We start from the raw sequence: 19,403 nt of genomic DNA on the forward strand, positions 1-19,403 counted from the left end.
CACCATTCACTATTCACTGCTCACTAATTAAGATGCACATCCACCAGTACATTCATACCGGCGCGTAATTTTTGGATCAGGGAATCATTTTTATTTACGAATTCTATTCTTACCGGAACCCGTTGTACCACTTTTACAAAGTTGCCGCTGGCGTTATCTGCAGGCAGTAATGCAGAAACAGATCCGGTTGCAGGAGCAAATGAGCTCACTACGCCTTCAAAGGGGTGCTTCGGAAAAGCATCCACACTGACTTCAACTTTCTGTCCGGCCACCATCCTTGACAACTGGGTTTCTTTAAAGTTTGCCACCACCCATTTGTCATTGTTCAGGATAATGCTGAACAGTTGCGCTCCTGCCTGGATAAACTGGCCGGTTTGCACCGGAACTTTAGACACCACGCCATCCTCATGTGCCACGATAGCGGCATAGCTCAGGTTCAATTTTGCATTTTCCACATCTACTTCCCGCTGGTGTGCGGTAGCCGATGTAACGCCAATTTCCTTGGAAGTGGCTTTTGTCTGAAAGCTAACAGCTCCGGTTTGTGCTGTTGCCTGTCCGCGCTGCTCCTTCAGAATCGCGAGCTGCCGGTCTGCGGTTTGCTTTGCGGCAAGCGCCTGTTCATATTGTTGCTGGGTAATGGAATGATCCTTTATCAGGTTCTCATAGCGCTTCAGATCTTCTGTGGTACGCCATACATTTACCTTCGCGGCCTCTATCTGTGCATCGGCGGTAGCAACAGCCGCATTAGCCGTACTGATACTTTTATGGGCCGCTTCTGTTCCCGCCCGGGCAGCATCCACATTGCTGCGTGCGGTAGCCAGAGCTGCTTCAGCCTGTTCCAGCGCCATTTTCAGATCTCTTGTATCCAGCAACACCAGGGTATCTCCTTTGTGTACAAACTGGTTATCTTTTACGCGTACTTCAGCGATGTAACCGGAGATCTTGGAAATAACCGGGTTAACGTTGGCAGCCACCTGTGCATCATCTGTATCTTCATGGTGCTTGCTGTGGATATACGATGTGATCCCGAAATAACCACCGCCCAATACCAGTACTGCAAGTATGATAAAGAATACAGGGCTTCTTTTCTTCTTTTGATTTGTTTCGTTTGATTGGTCCTGAACTTGTCCGTTTGCCATGGTATAACGATTTATAATAAGCTTTTTAATTTACTGTGCTAATGCGCCCGCGCTTTCCAGCAATTTCTGATAGGCCAGGGCGGCATCGGCCTTTGCATTTAGTACATTGATCTTTGAAGACAACAATGCTACATTGGCATCCAGCAGGTCGGTGATGGTAACCAGGCTGTTGTCATATTTATTTTTTGTGATGCGATAATTCTCGGCTGCCTGAACCAGGGATTTATCATGCACTTCGATCTTTTTCTTTGCCAGCAATGCATTCTGATAATCCCTGTTGATCTGCAGGCGGATATTATCGGAAAGCATTTCCTGCGAAGCGGATAATTGCAGTGCCTGTGCTTTTGCCTTTTTAATGGAAGCACCGGTTTTCCAAAGGCTGGACAGGTTATACTGAACACCGATTCCTCCATTTACCGCATTGGTTACCGTAAGGAATTTAGGAATGTTTACCGCCACATAACCGCCGGTCAATGCCAGCGAAGGGAGGTAATTCGCCTTGGCCGCTTTTATTCCCAGGTCTGCGGCTTTTTGCTGGTAGGCCAGCGCCTGCATATCCTTTCGGTGCCCGATCGCCTGTTCCTCATAGTAAGTATACGGATGTTCCTCCTGCACCTGGTTGATGAACTCCGGATCTACTTCAATCACCGTGCTTTCGGGTAAACCCAGCAACAGGTCCATGTTGACATTGGCGATATTATAATTGCTTTGCGCTTCCAGCAGCCGCAGCTCAATATCGGAGGTTTGCAGTTGTGCCTTTAACCGGTCGTTGCGGGCCATCAGTCCGTTATTTTCCAGCCGTATAAAATTCGAGTCCCGGCTTTGAGAGGCCACCAGGTTTTCTTTGATCACGTTGATCACCTGTGCCGCTTTAAAAAGATTGGCATAGGCTTCAATAAGATTATACACGATAGCATTCTGATCGTTACCTGCGCTTAGTTTTTCGGCTTCCAGCAGGTATTTGGCAGACTGGATGCCATATTTGATTTTACCGCCCGCATATATCGGAAGCGACAGGCTGGCCATCCCATACATTGCCTGCGAGATCTTCGGAACACCGCCACCGCTATTACCTTCAGATGTGGATTCCTGTTTTTGTGCCGTTTTCAGATCAATCTTGGCGGTTGTTAAACGCAGATAGGATCCGCTTACTTTAAAGTCGGGCAACTGACGGTCTTTTGCCTCCTCCAACGCCGCTGTAGCCTCCAGTACTTTAGCCTGGTCGATCTTTAAATGCTTGCTGCTTTGCAAACCCAGTTCCACCGCTTCCTTCACAGAAAGCCGTTTCACTTCCTGGGCAGCAAGATGATTGCCCAACACCATAAACGCCAGAAAGAAGGCTGCAATGGCTGTTATTTTCTTATTCATATACTAAAATCAGCTTTTACGAGTTATACGTTCTTCTATCTATTTATCTGCCACCAGCAGATAACTTCTGACAACGGCCTTCAGGTGTACTTTCAGCCGGGGGATGATCACTTTTAAAAACTCGGCTTCATTATCCGGGTCGATCCGGTATTGCTCACACAAAAACCGCTGAGTGTTGAAGGCCTGGTTAATGGTACCAAATACCGTTAATGCCAGGATGGTGATATCGACATTCTTCTTAAAGATCCCGGCCTTGGCCCCGGCTTTTATAGCACTTTTGATGAGCGAAGTATTTTTCAGTTTCAGGCTCTTAACCCCGTCATACATCACTTTATTCTTCATCACCCCCTGCTCCCGCACCATCAGCAAATGAAAATGCCGGTTAGCGGCAATGGTGTCGATATAGGTTTCAATGATCCGGTCGATCTTTTCGGCCGGTGTTACATCGTGGGCAAAAACGATCTCCTCCAGTTTGCCCCGCATGGTGGTTACATATTTTATAAATATGGCCTCCAGCAACTTTTCCTTCGAACCAAAGTAATAAGAGATCATGGCTACATTTACATCGGCAGCCTTTGCAATATCACGAACAGACGTATTGTCGAACCCTTTGCCTGCAAAGAGTTTCACCGCCGATTCCATAATTTCCAGTTGCTTTTGTGTAAATGTTGCTGTCACCTTTAAAAATTTCCACCACAAAGGTATTAAACAGTTGTTTAAAAATTCAAACACTTGTTTAATTTTCTACAAATCGGGTAGAAAAATTAACCCATGTCAAGTCATGCGTATCAGCCCTTTAAAGCCGGCATTGGCTTGGCCATAAAAGAAGATTTGTTGTTATTTAATTGAATTACAAAACTGAATGCTGCCGCTCCAAGGTTTGGAGATCATGCATATTGCGGGTCCCGGAATTTTGAGGCCGCACGTGAAAACCCGCCGGTTGCCGAAGCCTTGGCAGCAGCACAGGCATGCAATTCCGGCAACGGCATAGCGTGCTTTTTATTTTCCGCAACGACGCAAAGTGGCAGCAAACGGCGTCGGCCGGTGCTTATAAATGCGTCGAGCTTTTAGAGCAACAGGATTATTGCAACTGGTATTTATGCCGGTACCGTTCGTACAGTTGTTTATGTTTGTTATTCAGATCGATCCTCCGCCCCTGGATCAGCGCATCGGTTACCACGCTGCTTTTCATATCCAGGATATCGCCGGTGGCGATCACAATATTTGCATCCTTGCCGGTTTCCAGTGAGCCGGTCTGTTTTTCAATTCCCAGGATCCGCGCCGCATTAAGTGTAATCGCCTGCAACGCTTCCTCTTTGGAAAGTCCGTACGCAGTGGCAGTGCCGGCAAAGAACGCCAGGTTACGGTACCGGCTCGATCCTTCATTATCGTTGAGTGCAAAAAGCACGCCGGCCTTCTGCAATATTGCAGGTGTCTTAAAGGGTTGATCCACGTCGTCATCTTCCATTGTAGGAAGGGCATGGATCGAGTTAAGGATAACAGGAATCTGATTCTGCTTGAGCAAATCTGCCAGCAGGTAACTGTCGCTGCCGCCCACGATCACCACACGGATGCCAAAGGTTTTTGCGAGATCGATGGCCATTAAGATCTGCCTGGAGATATCGGCGTTAATAAACAGTTGTTGTTTTTGTTCAAACAGCGGCCGCATTGCTTCAAACTTAAGATTGGTTTCCCTACGCTCCGTTCCTTTCAGGTAGGCCTTTGCTTCCTGGAAAAAGACCTTTAGTGCTTCGATCTTTTTCATGTCTTCCTTTACCGGATCGCCCCCCGAGGAGCGTGGCGAACGGAACAATGCAGGCAGGTTCAGAAACATACCAATATCTGCGGTATACAGGGCGTCTTCCCAAGTCCAGGCATCCAGCTGCACCACGGATGAGGTTCCGGTTAAAAAACGCCCGGAAGGTGCCACATTCGCCAGCAGGATACCGTTCGACCGGAGTGTATTGATAACCTTTGAATCGGCATTGTAGGCCACTATGGACCGTACATCCGGGTTATAGTCGCCCAGCTCATAGTAATCATTACTGCCTCGTACACCGCTGAGGATCTCCCGTAATCCAAGATCCGTATTGGCTAGTATCAGCCCGGGGTAAACATGCTTACCCGCGGCATCGATCACCGTGGCACCGGCCATATTTTCCGGCCGGTCGCCCACCTTCTGGATCCTGCCGTCCGTAACAACTACTGTCCCCCGGGGTATTACCTGGCCCGTGCCCGTATGAATGGTACCGTTATTAATAATGATCGTTCCGGTTTGCTTTTTTGCAGGATAAATATCATCCTGCGCGGTTGCCGGAACAACCAAGAACAGTACAAAAATATATATCAAAAATTTCATGAAATATGGTTTTATGATTAAAGATCAAATGCGTCTACGTCCAGCACACCGGTGGTCTGTTCATGCTCTTCACAATGCAGCACCACCTGCGCCGTAGGTTTGGCAGGCACTGTGGGCGCTCCGTTTTTACCGGCCGACAGCATTTTCTGCAACAACCGGTTACGCTCGGCCGCCGCCTGTACGCGGGATTCCCGGTCCTGCTCCCGGTTAAAGTAGATGGTTCCATCTACCAGGGTATACATGGCACGTGCATAAATACTCAACGGATCATCGCTCCATAGCACCAGGTCCGCATCCTTCCCTACTTTAATACTGCCTACGCGATTATCGATGTGGAGGGCCTTTGCAGGATTAAGGGTGACCATTTTTAACGCGTCTTCTTCAGACACGTCCCCGTATTTGATCGTTTTTGCAGCTTCCTGGTTCAATCTTCTTGCCATTTCCGCATCATCACTGTTGATGCATACATTCAGACCGAGCTGCTGCATGAGCGCGGCGTTGTAAGGTATGGCATCCTGCACCTCGGTCTTATAGGCCCACCAGTCTGAAAACGTGGATACATTTGCTCCGTGCTGGCGGATACGGTCGGCCACCTTATACCCTTCAAGTATATGGGTGAAGGTATTTACCTTAAAGCCATATTTCTCTGCTATGTGAATCAGGCTCAGTATTTCACTTTGCACATAACTATGACAGGTTATAAAGCGCTTATGATTCAGGATCTCCACCAGCGCATCCAGCTCCAGGTCGCGCCGGACGGTTTTATCGCCCGATTTCAACGCCTTTTCATAATCGCGGGCTCGCTGAAAGGCATCATTCAGCACTTCGGATACGCCCATGCGCGTATCCGGAAACCGGTTGTTTCCCTGTGTAACCGTAGTACGCTTTACATTTTCGCCCAATGCAAATTTTATAAACGGATCGGCTCCTTTAAACTTAAGTCCTTCGGCATCTGTACCCCAGCGCAGCTTGATCAGCTGGCTTTGCCCGCCAATAGTATTTGCAGACCCGTGCAGGATCTGGGAGGTGGTTACCCCACCGCTCAGCTGGCGGTAAATATTGATATCCTCCGGGTTCAGATTGTCGCCGATCCTTACTTCAGAAGTAACGGACTGTGCACCCTCGTTTATGGAAAACACTGCAATGTGTGAATGCTCGTCGATGATACCTGGTGTAAGGTGTTTGCCGGTACCATCAATCACCCGTGCCCCCGCTGCAGCAAGTCCTTTCCCGATCTGTGCAATCTTCCCGTTCTTTACCAGCACATCCGTTTGCTCCTGTTTGCCACCGGCCTCATTGGTCCATACGGTGGCACTTTTTATCAGGATGGTTTCCTGCTCCGGCAACCGCGCATTTCCGTAGCTGCTGAAGGGATATACCACACGGGCTTCGGGTTGTTCCCAAACCTGGCGCGCTGAATCTTTCCCTGCAGCCGTTTCTTTTGTAAGGGTTGCCATCCAGCTTACCGGTAATCCTTTTTCATTGGCGCCCACGCCCTGCCAGCTATCTCCATAATTTACACCGCTCAGCCGGATCAACGCTCCGGCTTGCTTGTTTTCAAACACAGAATCCTTTTGCCCGGTCCCGATGACTTTGGTAGTAGGTTTTAATGAAAAGCTCAGCGATACCAGATTACCGTCGGCACTGAATTTGGTAGTTAATGGTTCATTTGCTTTCACTGTGGCCAGGCTGTTGCTTTTTACTTCCAGCTGGTAGTCCGTTACACCTCCCGCCCCGGTAACCCGCAATGCGTACTGTCCCTTTAGCTCGGTACTGTTCTTTGCATTGATATCGTAACGCTCGCCCTGGATCCAATTTTCCAGTACGGTGGTTTTTTCTGCAAACAGCTCACCATTGGTGATCAGGAAATTTGCCAGGTAACCCGGCTCCAGGCGGCCTACGCGATCGGCTATTTTTAAAAACGTAGCCGGAGTGGTTGTTAATGCCTCCAGCGCGGTTTTTGCTGAAAGTCCCGCCAGCAGTGCCTTCCGAAGATTCGGCCAGAACGTTTTCAGATCCTTCAGATCCGCAGCGGTTAATGCAAACGGGATCTTTTGTTTCTCAAAAGCCGCGGGGTTGGTGGGAGCCAGCTCCCAGTGGGCCAGGTCTTTCCAGGCAATAAACCGGGCGTCTGCAGGATCTTCCACCTTTTGAGCATCCGGAAAATTCAGCGAAAGGATATAAGGCGCTTTAGTAGCCGCAATTTCCTGGATGCGCTGGTATTCATTTCCCCCTCCTTTTATAATATACTGCACTCCAAACTCATCTCCCACCTGGTCTGCTCGCAAACCGGCCCATTTATCGGTTGTTTCAAAGATCTGTGGCAGGGCCTGCTGTTCGTTCCAGGCCTCCAGTGTTTTATTAATACCCTCTTTTGCCGGCCGGGTCTTGTACCATTGTGCATCCAGGTAATTTTGCCGCAGCAGCGCTACGGCTCCCATCGTGCTCGAAGGGTAGCTTTGCCTGGAGGAGCCCTTGTTAAAGGAATAGAAGGCCGCTGCCCGCTCCTTTATAATGACCAGGTTTTCTTTCTTTGCAGATAATGTGGCTACCACACCGGTACCCCTGGCAATGCCATCCTTATAATGCGATAATACAGTTCCAAAACCCAGCTCCCGTAACGGCTGCGCCTTTCCGTCATCGGTACCGAACAGGTCCGCGGCATTGGTTTCACTTTTAATAGCCTGGTTCCAGCTATAAGCGCCTTTGGTGGCACTGCCAAATTGCTGGGGAGCTGTATAATCGAAGGGGTCTGACGGACGCTGCGATGCAGATACCCCATAATCACTATATATATCGATCAGGGAAGGGTAGATAAATTTACCTTTACAGTCGATCACTACTGCATCCGCAGGAGGCGCACTGTTGCCCACACTGACTACTTTTCCCTCTTTTATAATCAATGTAGCCTTTTGCAATGTGGTTGCCGGATCCTTAATAATGGTAGCATTTATAAAGGCATAATATCCGGACCGAGGATCCGCAACACCATTAACCGGAAAGGTAGTTTGGCCGGTAGCTGCCAGGCTCAGCAGCCAACTCACCGGCAGCAGTAGCAATTTTTTCATTCGCAAAGAAATTTTCAGGAAAATAGGAAAAATAATCCGTTTCTGCAGATTCATTTGAAAACCAATCATAGACAATGCATAACCCTGCAACCGCAGGTATGGCAACAAACTTTGTACACGGCATTAAGCAAGGATACCGGCAACGCTGCATGTGCATTCCGGAACGGACCATACCAGGCACCCGACCGGTAGCAGGCATCATACTGGAGGAAGGCCGGCGGATCGAATAAATTATCTGCTTTACAGCCAGTTCTGCCACCTTGCACATCCGGGTGGGATCTGTATTAAAAAGTTGTGGGAGACCGATGGGCCTCCCACAATACTGCCGTATACAGGCAGCCTTATATATGGCGTTTATAAGCTTTCACCATGTTGCGACCGGTCCAGGCCTTCCAGCTCTTCATCCTCACTGGCGCGCAGCGGAGTGATGAGGTCGGTTATTTTTAAAAGAATGAACGAAGCCACCAACACAAATACAATCACTCCCAATAGCACCAATACATGGGTGGTAAACAATTTGGTTTCACCAAAGAACAACCCATTACCGGTGGTGTTGGCCGTATTGATGGCCTTATTTGCAAAAACACCGGTCAGCAGCATGCCCACCATACCACCTATACCGTGACAGGGAAATACATCCAAGGTATCATCGATACCGGTCTTTGTTCTCCATTCTACCATCATATTGCTGATGATGGCCGCAACCACTCCTATTACCAGTGCATGCGGAAGACTTACAAAACCTGCTGCAGGAGTAATAGCCACCAATCCTACAACAGCTCCGATGCTTGTACCCATAGCAGACGGTTTCTTACCTCTCAGCGCGTCAAAAATAACCCAGGCAAATGCGGCAGCTCCTGAAGCCACGGCGGTAGTAGCCAATGCCGAGGCCGCCAGCGCGTTGGCGCCCATGGCAGATCCGCCGTTAAACCCGAACCAGCCAAACCACAGCAAGCCGGTACCCAACAGTACATAGGTGATCCGGGCAGGCTTGTTTTCGCTGGTGTCCGTCCTCTTTTTAAGGTAAATAGCTCCGGCCAGTGCAGCAAGTCCCGCACTCATATGCACTACCGTGCCTCCCGCAAAATCCAACACACCCAATTTAAATAAAAAGCCGTCCGGATGCCAGGTAGCATGCGCCAGCGGGCAGTAAATAAAAATAATAAACAGGCATATAAAGAATATATAAGAGGTAAAGCGAATACGCTCGGAGAACGCTCCGGTTACCAGCGCCGGCGTTATAATTGCAAATTTTAACTGAAAGAAGGCGAACACCACTAACGGTACCGTGGGCGCCAGTGACCAGGGTTTATGCTCCAGCACCCCGTTCATCAGGAAAAAGGTTCCCGGGTTGCCGATAAAACCGCCGATGGAATCACCGAAGGCCAGGCTAAATCCGAAAACCACCCAAATGATCGAAACAATTGCCATGCAAATAAAGCTTTGCAACATGGTAGAAATTACATTCTTCTTTTTTACCATGCCGCCATAAAAGAAAGCCAGGCCTGGCGTCATGATTAAAACAAGGGCTGCCGAGGTCAGCATCCAGGCCGTGTCACCGGAATTGATCTCCGCGAATTGTTTTATTTCGGTGGGATTATGGCCAAACAATAAACTGAGGATTACAATCAGGATCAACAATGCAAAGGGGATGATAGCTAGTTTTCGAGTCATTGACATATTACGTAAATTTAGTATTTTAAATTATCAATCACAAAATGTAAATAGGAATAAAAACAGACTGTTTGTTCACCAAAAATATGCATCAAAAATCAAAATATTTAAAAAAAACAATAAAATTATTCATATTATTTTATTTATAATATTTAAAAGAGCCCGTTTTCCGCCATTTACTAGGCTTTCAGCACCCCAGTACAAACATTAAAAATTATTCCAATATTTATTATCGCATACCTTTTTGCGCTCAGAAGCATAAAAAAAGCCCTGTTGCCAGGGCTTAAAAATCACTTGATTCGGGTATCAGTATTTACCGGGATATTCTTTTAACGCCTGCTCCAGGCAATCCATAGCGGCGTTAATGGCATCTGTGTTGAGTACATAAGCCAGGCGTACCTCGTTGATCCCTAACCCCGGTGTGGCATAAAAGCCGGTTGCAGGCGCCAGCATCAGGGTTTGGTTTTTATAGCTAAACGATTCCAGCAACCATTGGCAGAACCGGTCACAATCATCGATCGGTAACCGGGCCATTGCATAAAAAGCGCCTCCGGGGTTAGGACAAAATACGCCTTCCATAGCATTCAGCCGGCGCACGAGCAAATCGCGGCGGCGTTCGTACTCTTCCTTGGTACCATCAAAATAATCTTCGGGAAGATCTACGGCTGCTTCGCCCATGATCTGAGCCAGCCCTGGTGGGCTCAGGCGCGCCTGCGCAAATTTCAGCGCCGTACTGTATATGGCCGCATTGCGGGTAACCAGTGCGCCGATCCGCGCACCACAGGCACTGTAACGCTTGCTGATGGTATCCAGCAGCACAACATTTTCATCCAGTCCTTCCAGCTGGAGCGCGCTGATGTATTCGGTATCGGCATAGCGGAATTCCCGGTAAGCCTCGTCCGAAAAAAGGTATAACTGGTATTTCCGACAAATAACGCCCAGTGCTTCCACCTCCTGCCGGCTGTAAAGATAGCCGGTAGGGTTATTGGGATTACAGATCAGTATGGCCCGGGTCCGGTCGGAGATCACCCGTTCAAATTCCGGTACGGGCGGCAATGCAAACCCGGTATCGATCGAAGATGGAATGGGCACAACCTTTACACCGGCCGTGCAGGCAAACCCATTATAATTCGCGTAGAACGGTTCGGGCACAATTACCTCATCGCCCGGGTTCAGGCAACTGAAGAATGCAAATAATATGGCTTCGCTCCCACCGGTGGTTACCATGATCTGCTCATGCGTAACCTGGATCCCGATCCGCTGGTAGTATTGCACCAACTTACGGCGGTAACTTTCATTGCCCGCGCTGTGGCTGTATTCCAGTACCGGCATCTGCACATCCCTTACCGCCTGCATAATGGCCGGAGGGGTTTCGATATCGGGCTGGCCGATATTGAGGTGATAAACCGTCATCCCTCTTCGTTTTGCCGCTTCGGCATAAGGAACCAGCTTCCGGATGGGTGAAGCCGGCATATCTACTCCTCTTTGAGAAATTCTAAGCATACTGAAAAATAAGAGGGCAAAAATAAAAAAATTCCATCTTTACAGATGGAATAAGTTGAAACTGTTCAATAAAACTAAAAAAAACTAAACTCTTTAGATGATCTCACCCGTAAAATACACTGTTTTGGGCTGAACACCTTTAATTTTTATGGTAACATCTTTATTAAAAGGCTGACCCGCCGGAGCGGTAGCATCATAACCTACTTTTATTTTACCTACTTTTCCCGGCATAATGGGTGCTGCAGGCTTTTCAGCAACCGTACAACCACAACCCACCACTACGTTCTCTACAATCACCGGTTTTTTGCTGATATTGGTAAACTCCATAAAAAAGGTAGTGGCCTCTTTATACTTGATTTTACCAAGATCATATTTTTCTTTTGCCATTTTAATCACCTGGTCTGCAGGTGTTGCTTCCTGCGCCTGAGTTGTAACTGCAAAACCCACCAAAAACAAAACCGCTAAAAGATAAAATTTCTTCATATTCCTATTTTTTGTGATGACTGATGTAAAAACAACAAAATTACGATATAGATGTTCAACAGTTTGCAAAAGTTGCACGGTTCTTTGAAAAATTATTCAGCAATGAGTATATTGTGATATCCCTATTTTTGCCAATATGGAGAATAAGACTTCCAACCTTACTACCCCGGGTGAAATGCTTTCTTTTGATCGGTTCAAAGATGGCGTTCTTCATGACTATTATATTGCCTGCCTGAGCCGTGAAACCAGCTTGCTGGGACGTAGAGAAGTATTGACCGGCAAAGCAAAATTTGGCATTTTTGGAGACGGAAAGGAAGTAGCCCAGGTAGCGATGGCTAAATTTTTTAAACCGGGTGACTGGCGCAGCGGGTATTATCGCGACCAGACCTTTATGTTTGCCATTGGCGTGGGAACCCCGCAACAATATTTTGCACAGTTGTACGCAGATCCGGATCCGCAAAATGAACCATTCAGCATGGGAAGGCAAATGAACAGCCACTACACCAGCCGGAATGTGGATGCGGAAGGTAACTGGCTGAAACTGGCCGAGATCAAGAACACGGCCACGGATATGGCGCCTACCGCCGCTCAGATGCCCCGGTCCTTTGGCTTGGCATACGCCTCCAAAAGTTTCCGGGAAGTACCGGAATTGCAGCAGTTTAAAAACTTATCCAACAACGGCAACGAGGTTTGCTTTTGTACCATTGGGGATGCCTCTACCAGCGAAGGCCATTTTTGGGAAACCGTAAATGCAGCGGGTGTGGCGCAGGTGCCGCTTGTTATTTTTGTTTGGGATGACGGGTACGGGATCTCAGTACCGCGTGAAATGCAGACCACAAAAGGCTCCATTTCCGCAGCCCTGAAAGGATTTGAGAAAGAAGAAGGTACCAACGGCTTTTATATTTCAAAAGTGCAGGGTTGGGACTATATGGGAATGATCGAGGCCTTTGATGAAGGCATTGCCCTGGCGCGCGAAACCCATACCCCGGTGCTGTTTCATGTAGACGAGCTTACACAACCGCAGGGGCACAGCACCTCCGGAAGCCATGAGCGGTATAAATCCACCGAACGCCTGGAATGGGAACGGGAGCGCGATTGCCTGAAAAAAATGAAGGAATGGATCCTGAAAAACGGGCTTACAGACGAAGCTACACTTGAAAAAATAGAAGCGGATGCACGGAAAAATGTAAAAGAAGGCCGCGACAATGCCTGGAAGGCCTATCTGAAACCGATTAAGGACCAGGTGGAGCAAACCAAAAACCTGCTGACCCAGCTGATACAGGAAGTACCTGAAAAAGGTGCCGAACTAAAAAAGCTGATTCCCGACCTGGTTACCAACCGGGAGCCGCTCCGCAAAAATGTATTACAAACCTTGTACAAAGCCATTCTTATCTGTGGTGATAAAGCCGGTAGTATACAAACATACTATGATGCGTTGTGCAAGGAAAATGCTGTTATTTATAATTCAAATTTATATAACGAGGGCGCTAAAAGCGCGTTAAAGGTACCGGCGGTAGCTCCGGTGATTACCGAAGATTCACCGCTGATCAACGGGTATGAGATCCTGAACCATTATTTTGACCAGCTCTTTGCCATCAATCCCAAGGTACTGGCATTTGGAGAAGACCTGGGGCAGATCGGAGATGTAAACCAGGGATTTGCCGGCTTACAAAAAAAGCACGGTGTAGAGCGGATCTCGGATACCGGCATCCACGAACTGAGCATTATGGGACGCGGGATCGGACTTGCCTTAAGAGGATTAAGACCCATTGCCGAAATCCAGTACCTCGACTACCTGGTATACGGGCTACAACCACTGACCGATGATGTAGCTTCACTTCAGTACCGTACCGGCGGACAACAGTTTTGTCCGATTATTATCCGGAGCCGGGGCCACCGGCTGGAAGGTATCTGGCACAGCGGGTCACCCATGGGCATGATCATTAACTCGCTGCGGGGCATCCATATTTGCGTACCCCGCAATATGGTGCAGGCCGCCGGCATGTATAATACGCTGCTGCAAAGCAATGATCCCGGCCTGATCGTAGAAAGCTTGAACGGTTACCGGCTCAAAGAACGGCTGCCGGAAAACCTGGACACGATGACCGTTCCGCTGGGTATACCGGAGGTATTGCAGGAAGGCTCCGATATCACCATCGTTAGCTATGGCTCTACCCTTCGGATCATCCAGGACGCATTACAGAAGATTGCCCCGCTGGGCATCAGCTGTGAGCTGATTGATGTGCAAACGCTGTTGCCGTTTGACCTGCATCACCGGATTTTAGATTCATTAAAGAAAACCAACCGCATTATTTTTATTGATGAGGATGTGCCCGGAGGTGCAGCGGCCTATATGTTTAATAAAGTAATGGAAGAACAAGGCGGATACCGCTACCTGGATGTAGCTCCGCGTACGATTACCGCAAAGGAACACCGCCCGGGTTACGGAAGCGACGGCGACTATTTCAGCAAACCCAATGCGGAGGAAATTGCGGCAGTGCTGATTGATATGATGCGCGAGTGATCTTCACTTCCAGCACCCGACTGCTGGCTGAAAGCTTAAATCTGAAAATTCAATTCTCAAAAACAAAAATGGAAGCGTTAAAACGATATTGCCTGGCCCTGGATTTAAAGAACGATCCAACACTGATTGCCGAATACGAGGCCTATCACCGCGATGTGTGGCCGGAAATCCTGCAAAGCATCCGTGATTCGGACATCCGGCATATGGAAATTTTCCGGGTGGAGAACCGCTTGTTTATGATTATTGAGGCCGGACCGGAATTTTCTTTTGAGAAAAAAGGGGCTGCCGATGCGCAAAATGAGAAGGTGCAGGAATGGGAAACCCTGATGTGGAAATACCAACAGGCTCTGCCAACGGCAAACCCGGGCGAAAAATGGATCCCGGCCCAGTCAATTTTTAAGATCTGATTGATCCTGATTAATTAATGCCGGCCGATCCCCCGTTGTTTTGTTTTTTAACAGCCCGGATCAAACCTTTCTTTGAAGTCTGCCGTCTATCCCTCAAAATTTGGCATTTCAATTGCATAAAGCATAAAAACATTGATTATGAAAAGAATTTCACAAATCGCCCTGCTTCTGATTACCGTTGCTGTTATAGGCACGGCCTGCTCCAATAGCAAAAAAGCCGCTTCCACCACCGTTCCCCGCCAGGATTTTAAAGGTACCTGGGTGGTAACCGGTACCAGTGTGGAAGGTACAGATACAAAGAACCTGAAGGTGGAAGCTTTTGATGATGTGGCGTTAAAATGTTTTGAAGGCAGTGTATGGGTATTTCCCAACAATGGCTATGGCAGCTATACGATCAACGGACAGGATTGCTCAGGAGGCGCACGTCAGATCTTATGGTCTACCCGCAACAGCAACGGCGTTACGCATCTCAATTTCAAACGTGTAGACGGATTAAAAAAGAACCAGTCTAAAAACGTTGCAGAGGGATACTCAATGGAAGTAACTTCTTCCGGAGATGGTCATTTTATCGCCCAGTCTCCTATTTCATTTGAAGGAAAAACCATTTACATCGTTTACAATTTCCAAAGACAGTAATTTTTCCAAGCAAGAACCATTAACCTTCCAAATAACAAAAACCGTTTCTGCTTTGAAACGGTTTTTTATTTTCTTTTTACTGAAGACGTCCGCACCTGATCTTCGAATATTTTTGCACTTCGTGTTGCCGGCCGTCTTCTAAAAACAAGGATCGAGATCTGGCATAGCCGGTTACTGGCATATGACTTGTAATAATAAAAGCATGCTCAAAAAAAACAAACTCCGTGAATGGGTGCCCTGGGAACAGCGACGAAGCAATCCGGATATCTTTTATTTCAGAAAAGACAACCTTATTCCCAACAGTCCGCACCCCTTGCTTGTATACAGAACCTTTTTCGACAAAGAAAGTGATGCCTGCGAAAACTGGTTAAAAAAGAAGTTCACCGCTCATCAGTGGTTCCTGTTTGCTGGCGTGCCGCCGCTGGATGTCCCTTTTTATTATATGAATACACATGTTGTTCTGGGTGTTTGTGCCGGAGCTGCCAAATGGCAGCTTGGCGGAACACTGGGTTTGACCATGGTTATTGAAAAAGGAGACGTGCTGGTGATTCCGGCCGGGGTAGGCCTGCAGCATCTTGAATCCAGTGCCGATTTTAAGATCACCGGTGCCTCCGCTCTTGATGTGGTGCCCAAGATCCGGAAGGAAGCCTCCGGTAATTCAAAAGATCCCGGCCGTGTGGCTGATGTTCCGATCCCGGAAACCGATCCGGTCCTTGGTATGGACGACGGGCTGTTAACCATTTGGTTGCAGGCCGATATTCATTCCCGGTAGTATCGCTTCTCTAAACTTAGCACCGGCCGCCCTGCTGGTGCTGCGCCCGATCTTACAGTTCCTGATCTGCCCGATTACAAATAGGTTCCCATTTCTTCCTGGTATTGTTTGGCAACTGCGGCCGCAGCGCTGCTGAAATCTTCCTGTCCGGAAGCGTAAATAACAGCCCGGCTTGCGTTTACCAAAAGACCGCAGTCTTTGATCATCGCTTTTTCAGAGATCTCCTGCAGGCTTCCGCCCTGTGCTCCCACTCCGGGTACCAGGAGAAAATGATCGGGAATCAACTCCCGGATCCGGGTAAAGGCTTCCGCCTGCGTGGCTCCTACCACAAACATAAGGTTTTGGCTGGTGCCCCAGGACGACACGGTTTTTAATACTTTTTCATACAGCAGTCCGTCACCGCTGGCCTGCAGTTCAAAATCCCGCGCACCCTTATTTGATGTAAGCCCCAGTACAATGGCCCATTTGCCTTCGTATTCCAGGAACGGCCGTACGCTGTCTTCACCCATATAAGGCGCCACGGTTACGGCGTCAAAAGGAAGGGTTTCAAAAAACGCCTTGGCATACTGATCGCTGGTATTGCCGATATCGCCCCGCTTGGCATCTGCAATCTTAAAATGATCGGCGCCAATATAATGCACGGTCTTTTCCATCGCATCCCAGCCCTTTGTACCCAGGGCTTCGTAAAAAGCCGTATTGATTTTATAGGCTACACAGGTTTCCCTTGTGGCATCGATAATGGCTTTATTAAAAAGAAATATCGCATCGGGGTTTCCCGACAAATGAGCCGGAATTTTTGTACTATCCGTATCCAGTCCTACACACAAATACGATCCTTTATCATAGATCTGTTTCACTAATTGTTCGCGCGTCATGTTTATATCCGTTTATTAAGTCTTCTTGAGTTATAAGGGAACCGTAGCCCTGAATATGCGGGAAGGTGCACCGGCCAGTATTTTTATAACGGCGCCCGGAAAGCCCGCTGCAGCAATAGATCCGGCTTTCAATACAATGCGGGTATCATCGGCCGACAGTTCTGCTTCTCCATCCGTTAACAGAAAAAGTTCGGCTGTTGCCGGTTCCAGCACCAGCTCATCCCCCGTTTTCAGGTCATACGAGTGCAGCTCAAAATCCGGCACGGGAGCGGGGTATACTTTTTCCTTTTTGTCGCCCCTTGCAGGAATCACTTGCGGATGCGTGGCTTCGCATTTGGTATGTTTCAGCAGTTCAACGGTATCGATATGCTTGGATGTGAGTCCTCCGCGCAGCACATTATCCGAGCTGGCCATAATCTCTACGTTGTATCCTTCCAGGTAGGCATGTGGCACCCCCGCATCCTGAAAAATAGCTTCCCCCGTTTTCAGGTGCACGATGTTAAAAAAATAGATCGAAAAAATACCCCGGTCGATGGAGCCGGGCTGTATAAAGATTTGTGCCGCGCGGGCCGCCCAAAAGTCTCCGGAAGACTTATCCAGTTTTTCCTGCAGGTATAATGGGATGATGCGATTAATGAGCGGCTGCAGCAATTCATTCACCTCTTCCTGAGGCAACTCCATCGCCATTTTATACAGTCCTTTATAGCCTTCGGTCTTAAATACCGGTATAAAAACATGCAATTCCGGCACCGCCTCCAGCGTTTGAAGCAATTGCTTTTCCGGCTTAAAGCCATGCAGCAGGTAAAACCCGCTTAAGGCCACCATCAGTTCCGGCTTATGATTGGCATCTTTATAATTCCGGTCGGGTGCATTTAAAGGAGTGCCTTTCTGGTTTTCGGCCTCAAAATCCAATGCAGCCTGGGCTTTAGACGGATGCACCTGAATGGAAAGCATATCCTTTACATCCAGCACCTTTAATAAATAGGGCATCTGGCCAAACGCAGCGTTTACAGCGGTTCCCAGCAATGCATCCGGGTTCATCCGTATATAATCCCGCAGCAATACCTCCCGGCCGTCGTTAAGTTCGAGGGTACAATTGGCCGCTGGGTGCACGCCCATCCAGTATTCTGCAAAGGGTTTCATCTGTGGATTTTCTACCTGGAGCAGTGCCGGAATGAACGACACACCTCCCCAATCGTAATGCTTTACATCGCCTTTGAGTAACGCCAGTTTTTGCATATTAAAAATTGGATTAACTTGGGGGTAAAGATAACTGAATGGCCACACATAATCAATTAGGAAAACACGGCGAAGACCTCGCAGCGGCCTACCTGACCCAAAGCGGTTATACCATCCTGTTTCAAAACTGGCGCTATTCTCATTATGAAATTGACATTATTGCCACCAAAAACAACAAATTGCATTTTGTAGAAGTAAAAACCCGAAGCAGCAAGGAATTTGGCTACCCCGAAGAAAGTGTTACCAAAAAGAAGTTCCGCTATTTACAACAGGCGGCAGACGAATTCCTGTATCAGCACCCCGGGCATTACCGGATCCAGTACGATATTGTGTCGATTACCTTCCGCGCGGGCCAGCCTGAGTTTTTTTTGATCGAAGATGTGTTTTTGTGAGTGGAGATTTGAGATTTGAGATTTCAGATTCGAGATCCGAGATTTCAGATTCGAGATTTCAGAAGGCAGATTTGAGTTTGCGGCAGCGGGCGGTGGTCTCAAAATCCAATTCTCAAAGCTGATGGCCGACAACTCGCCGTTAAGTTGTAAATTAGCGATCTGCATTTATTTTATAACGATCTAAACAACAAGGAATGAGACTAAAACCCTTTTCATTAAGTGCTGTTGCGCTGGCTACACTGCTTGCCTCCTGTGGTGGCGGCGCTGAAGGAACAACCGAAACAACGGCTACTTCTTTTTGTACCGATTCTGCCTGTATTAAAGACCCCATCCGCCTGGGCAGCCCTACACCAGATAAACCCTCGGTAACCGTAAGTTTTAAAGATTGTCAGATCGACTCCATTGTTTTTGACAACGGGAAAGCAGGCAACGCCAAGATCGGCTTTGCTGATTTCTTTGGAGGACGTCCGGTAAAACCGAGCAAATCACTTTTCGGGTATGAATTTGGCGATGGACAGGCCGCCTGGTTAAAATTCAACGACTGTGCCACCGGGCGCGGTTATCTTATTAAAGTACCGGCGGCCAAAGGCGTTAGCCCTATGAAATATTTCAGTGCGGTTAACAGCTTCGACCCGAAATTCAGGGTTGCAGACGGCCTGGTGTCCTATTACGACAATACCTTCCTGTATGTGGAAGATGTACAAACCGGTAAGGTTGCAAAAACCTTACTGACCGATACCGGTGTAAAAGGGGTGGATCATGACAATGTGCATTCCTTCCTGGACTCTGTAAATATCCAGAAAGACCACCTGTATGCTAAAATCAAATATGAAGGGAAAGACATCGTGCATGATGTACCCCTTTCTTTTAAATAACTAAATAAAACCAGTAAAGGAGGTTGTATCAAAAGTCGTTTTACGATGCACCGTCATTCAACAGCAGTTCCGGCATCTAATGAAGGGAT

The 19,403-nt window shown here is 48.0% G+C and carries 17 protein-coding genes; 7 read left to right on the forward strand and 10 right to left on the reverse strand.

What is annotated here, in order from left to right:
* Positions 1 to 23 precede the first annotated feature (23 nt).
* From LQ567_RS23985 to LQ567_RS24005, 5 genes are all read right to left on the reverse strand, one after another.
* A complete protein-coding gene (locus tag LQ567_RS23985; protein ID WP_231008452.1) occupies positions 24 to 1,139 on the reverse strand; it encodes an HlyD family secretion protein in 1,116 nt (371 codons plus the stop codon).
* Between the two features lie 30 nt (positions 1,140 to 1,169).
* On the reverse strand, positions 1,170 to 2,507 hold the full coding sequence (locus LQ567_RS23990; protein WP_231008453.1) for a TolC family protein: 1,338 nt from the start codon (positions 2,505 to 2,507) through the stop codon (positions 1,170 to 1,172).
* A gap of 39 nt (positions 2,508 to 2,546) precedes the next feature.
* Positions 2,547 to 3,185 carry a TetR family transcriptional regulator gene (locus LQ567_RS23995; protein ID WP_231008454.1) on the reverse strand — a complete coding sequence of 213 codons (639 nt, stop codon included), beginning with the start codon at positions 3,183 to 3,185 and terminating at the stop codon, positions 2,547 to 2,549.
* A gap of 403 nt (positions 3,186 to 3,588) precedes the next feature.
* Positions 3,589 to 4,866, reverse strand: a complete 1,278-nt coding sequence (locus LQ567_RS24000) for an amidohydrolase family protein (RefSeq protein WP_231008455.1) — start codon at positions 4,864 to 4,866, stop codon at positions 3,589 to 3,591.
* A 17-nt stretch (positions 4,867 to 4,883) separates the two neighbouring features.
* On the reverse strand, positions 4,884 to 7,934 hold the full coding sequence (locus tag LQ567_RS24005; RefSeq protein ID WP_231008456.1) for an amidohydrolase family protein: 3,051 nt from the start codon (positions 7,932 to 7,934) through the stop codon (positions 4,884 to 4,886).
* A gap of 98 nt (positions 7,935 to 8,032) precedes the next feature.
* Here LQ567_RS24005 and LQ567_RS26145 point away from each other — a divergent pair, with 98 nt between their 5' ends.
* Positions 8,033 to 8,164 (forward strand): hypothetical protein, encoded by a 132-nt coding sequence (locus LQ567_RS26145; RefSeq protein WP_262909698.1) that lies wholly within the window; start codon positions 8,033 to 8,035, stop codon positions 8,162 to 8,164.
* Positions 8,165 to 8,288: 124 nt separating this feature from the next.
* On the opposite strand, the gene LQ567_RS24010 is transcribed toward LQ567_RS26145, so the two are convergent.
* From LQ567_RS24010 to LQ567_RS24020, 3 genes are all read right to left on the reverse strand, one after another.
* Positions 8,289 to 9,608, reverse strand: coding sequence for an ammonium transporter (locus LQ567_RS24010; RefSeq protein WP_231008457.1), 1,320 nt, complete (start codon positions 9,606 to 9,608; stop codon positions 8,289 to 8,291).
* A gap of 306 nt (positions 9,609 to 9,914) precedes the next feature.
* A complete protein-coding gene (locus LQ567_RS24015) occupies positions 9,915 to 11,111 on the reverse strand; it encodes a pyridoxal phosphate-dependent aminotransferase (protein ID WP_231008458.1) in 1,197 nt (398 codons plus the stop codon).
* Between the two features lie 93 nt (positions 11,112 to 11,204).
* Complete coding sequence (locus LQ567_RS24020; protein ID WP_231008459.1) at positions 11,205 to 11,594, reverse strand: DUF1573 domain-containing protein; 390 nt, start codon at positions 11,592 to 11,594, stop codon at positions 11,205 to 11,207.
* A 136-nt stretch (positions 11,595 to 11,730) separates the two neighbouring features.
* Between LQ567_RS24020 and LQ567_RS24025 the strand changes: the two genes are divergently transcribed.
* The 4 genes from LQ567_RS24025 to LQ567_RS24040 all read left to right on the forward strand — a co-directional run bounded on the left by LQ567_RS24025 (position 11,731) and on the right by LQ567_RS24040 (position 15,933).
* Entirely contained in the window at positions 11,731 to 14,118 is a 2,388-nt protein-coding gene (locus LQ567_RS24025; RefSeq protein WP_231008460.1) for an alpha-ketoacid dehydrogenase subunit alpha/beta, read from the forward strand.
* Between the two features lie 68 nt (positions 14,119 to 14,186).
* Positions 14,187 to 14,525 carry an L-rhamnose mutarotase gene (locus LQ567_RS24030; protein ID WP_231008461.1) on the forward strand — a complete coding sequence of 113 codons (339 nt, stop codon included), beginning with the start codon at positions 14,187 to 14,189 and terminating at the stop codon, positions 14,523 to 14,525.
* A gap of 138 nt (positions 14,526 to 14,663) precedes the next feature.
* On the forward strand, positions 14,664 to 15,161 hold the full coding sequence (locus tag LQ567_RS24035; RefSeq protein WP_231008462.1) for a lipocalin family protein: 498 nt from the start codon (positions 14,664 to 14,666) through the stop codon (positions 15,159 to 15,161).
* Between the two features lie 202 nt (positions 15,162 to 15,363).
* Positions 15,364 to 15,933, forward strand: a complete 570-nt coding sequence (locus LQ567_RS24040; protein WP_231008463.1) for a cupin domain-containing protein — start codon at positions 15,364 to 15,366, stop codon at positions 15,931 to 15,933.
* A gap of 74 nt (positions 15,934 to 16,007) precedes the next feature.
* Here the strand turns inward: LQ567_RS24040 and pyrF are convergent, their stop codons facing one another.
* Positions 16,008 to 16,808, reverse strand: a complete 801-nt coding sequence (pyrF, locus tag LQ567_RS24045; RefSeq protein ID WP_231008464.1) for an orotidine-5'-phosphate decarboxylase — start codon at positions 16,806 to 16,808, stop codon at positions 16,008 to 16,010.
* Positions 16,809 to 16,838: 30 nt separating this feature from the next.
* The gene (gene manA, locus LQ567_RS24050) at positions 16,839 to 18,047 is read right to left on the reverse strand and encodes a mannose-6-phosphate isomerase, class I (protein ID WP_231008465.1); all 1,209 of its coding nucleotides are present in this window, start codon (positions 18,045 to 18,047) and stop codon (positions 16,839 to 16,841) included.
* Positions 18,048 to 18,085: 38 nt separating this feature from the next.
* On the opposite strand from manA, the gene LQ567_RS24055 reads away from it, so the two are divergent.
* Positions 18,086 to 18,439, forward strand: a complete 354-nt coding sequence (locus LQ567_RS24055) for a YraN family protein (protein WP_231008466.1) — start codon at positions 18,086 to 18,088, stop codon at positions 18,437 to 18,439.
* Between the two features lie 194 nt (positions 18,440 to 18,633).
* Positions 18,634 to 19,314, forward strand: a complete 681-nt coding sequence (locus tag LQ567_RS24060; protein ID WP_231008467.1) for a hypothetical protein — start codon at positions 18,634 to 18,636, stop codon at positions 19,312 to 19,314.
* Positions 19,315 to 19,403: the final 89 nt, after the last annotated feature.

The organism is Niabella pedocola, assembly GCF_021044425.1.
GTDB classification, from domain to species: Bacteria; Bacteroidota; Bacteroidia; order Chitinophagales; family Chitinophagaceae; genus Niabella; species Niabella pedocola.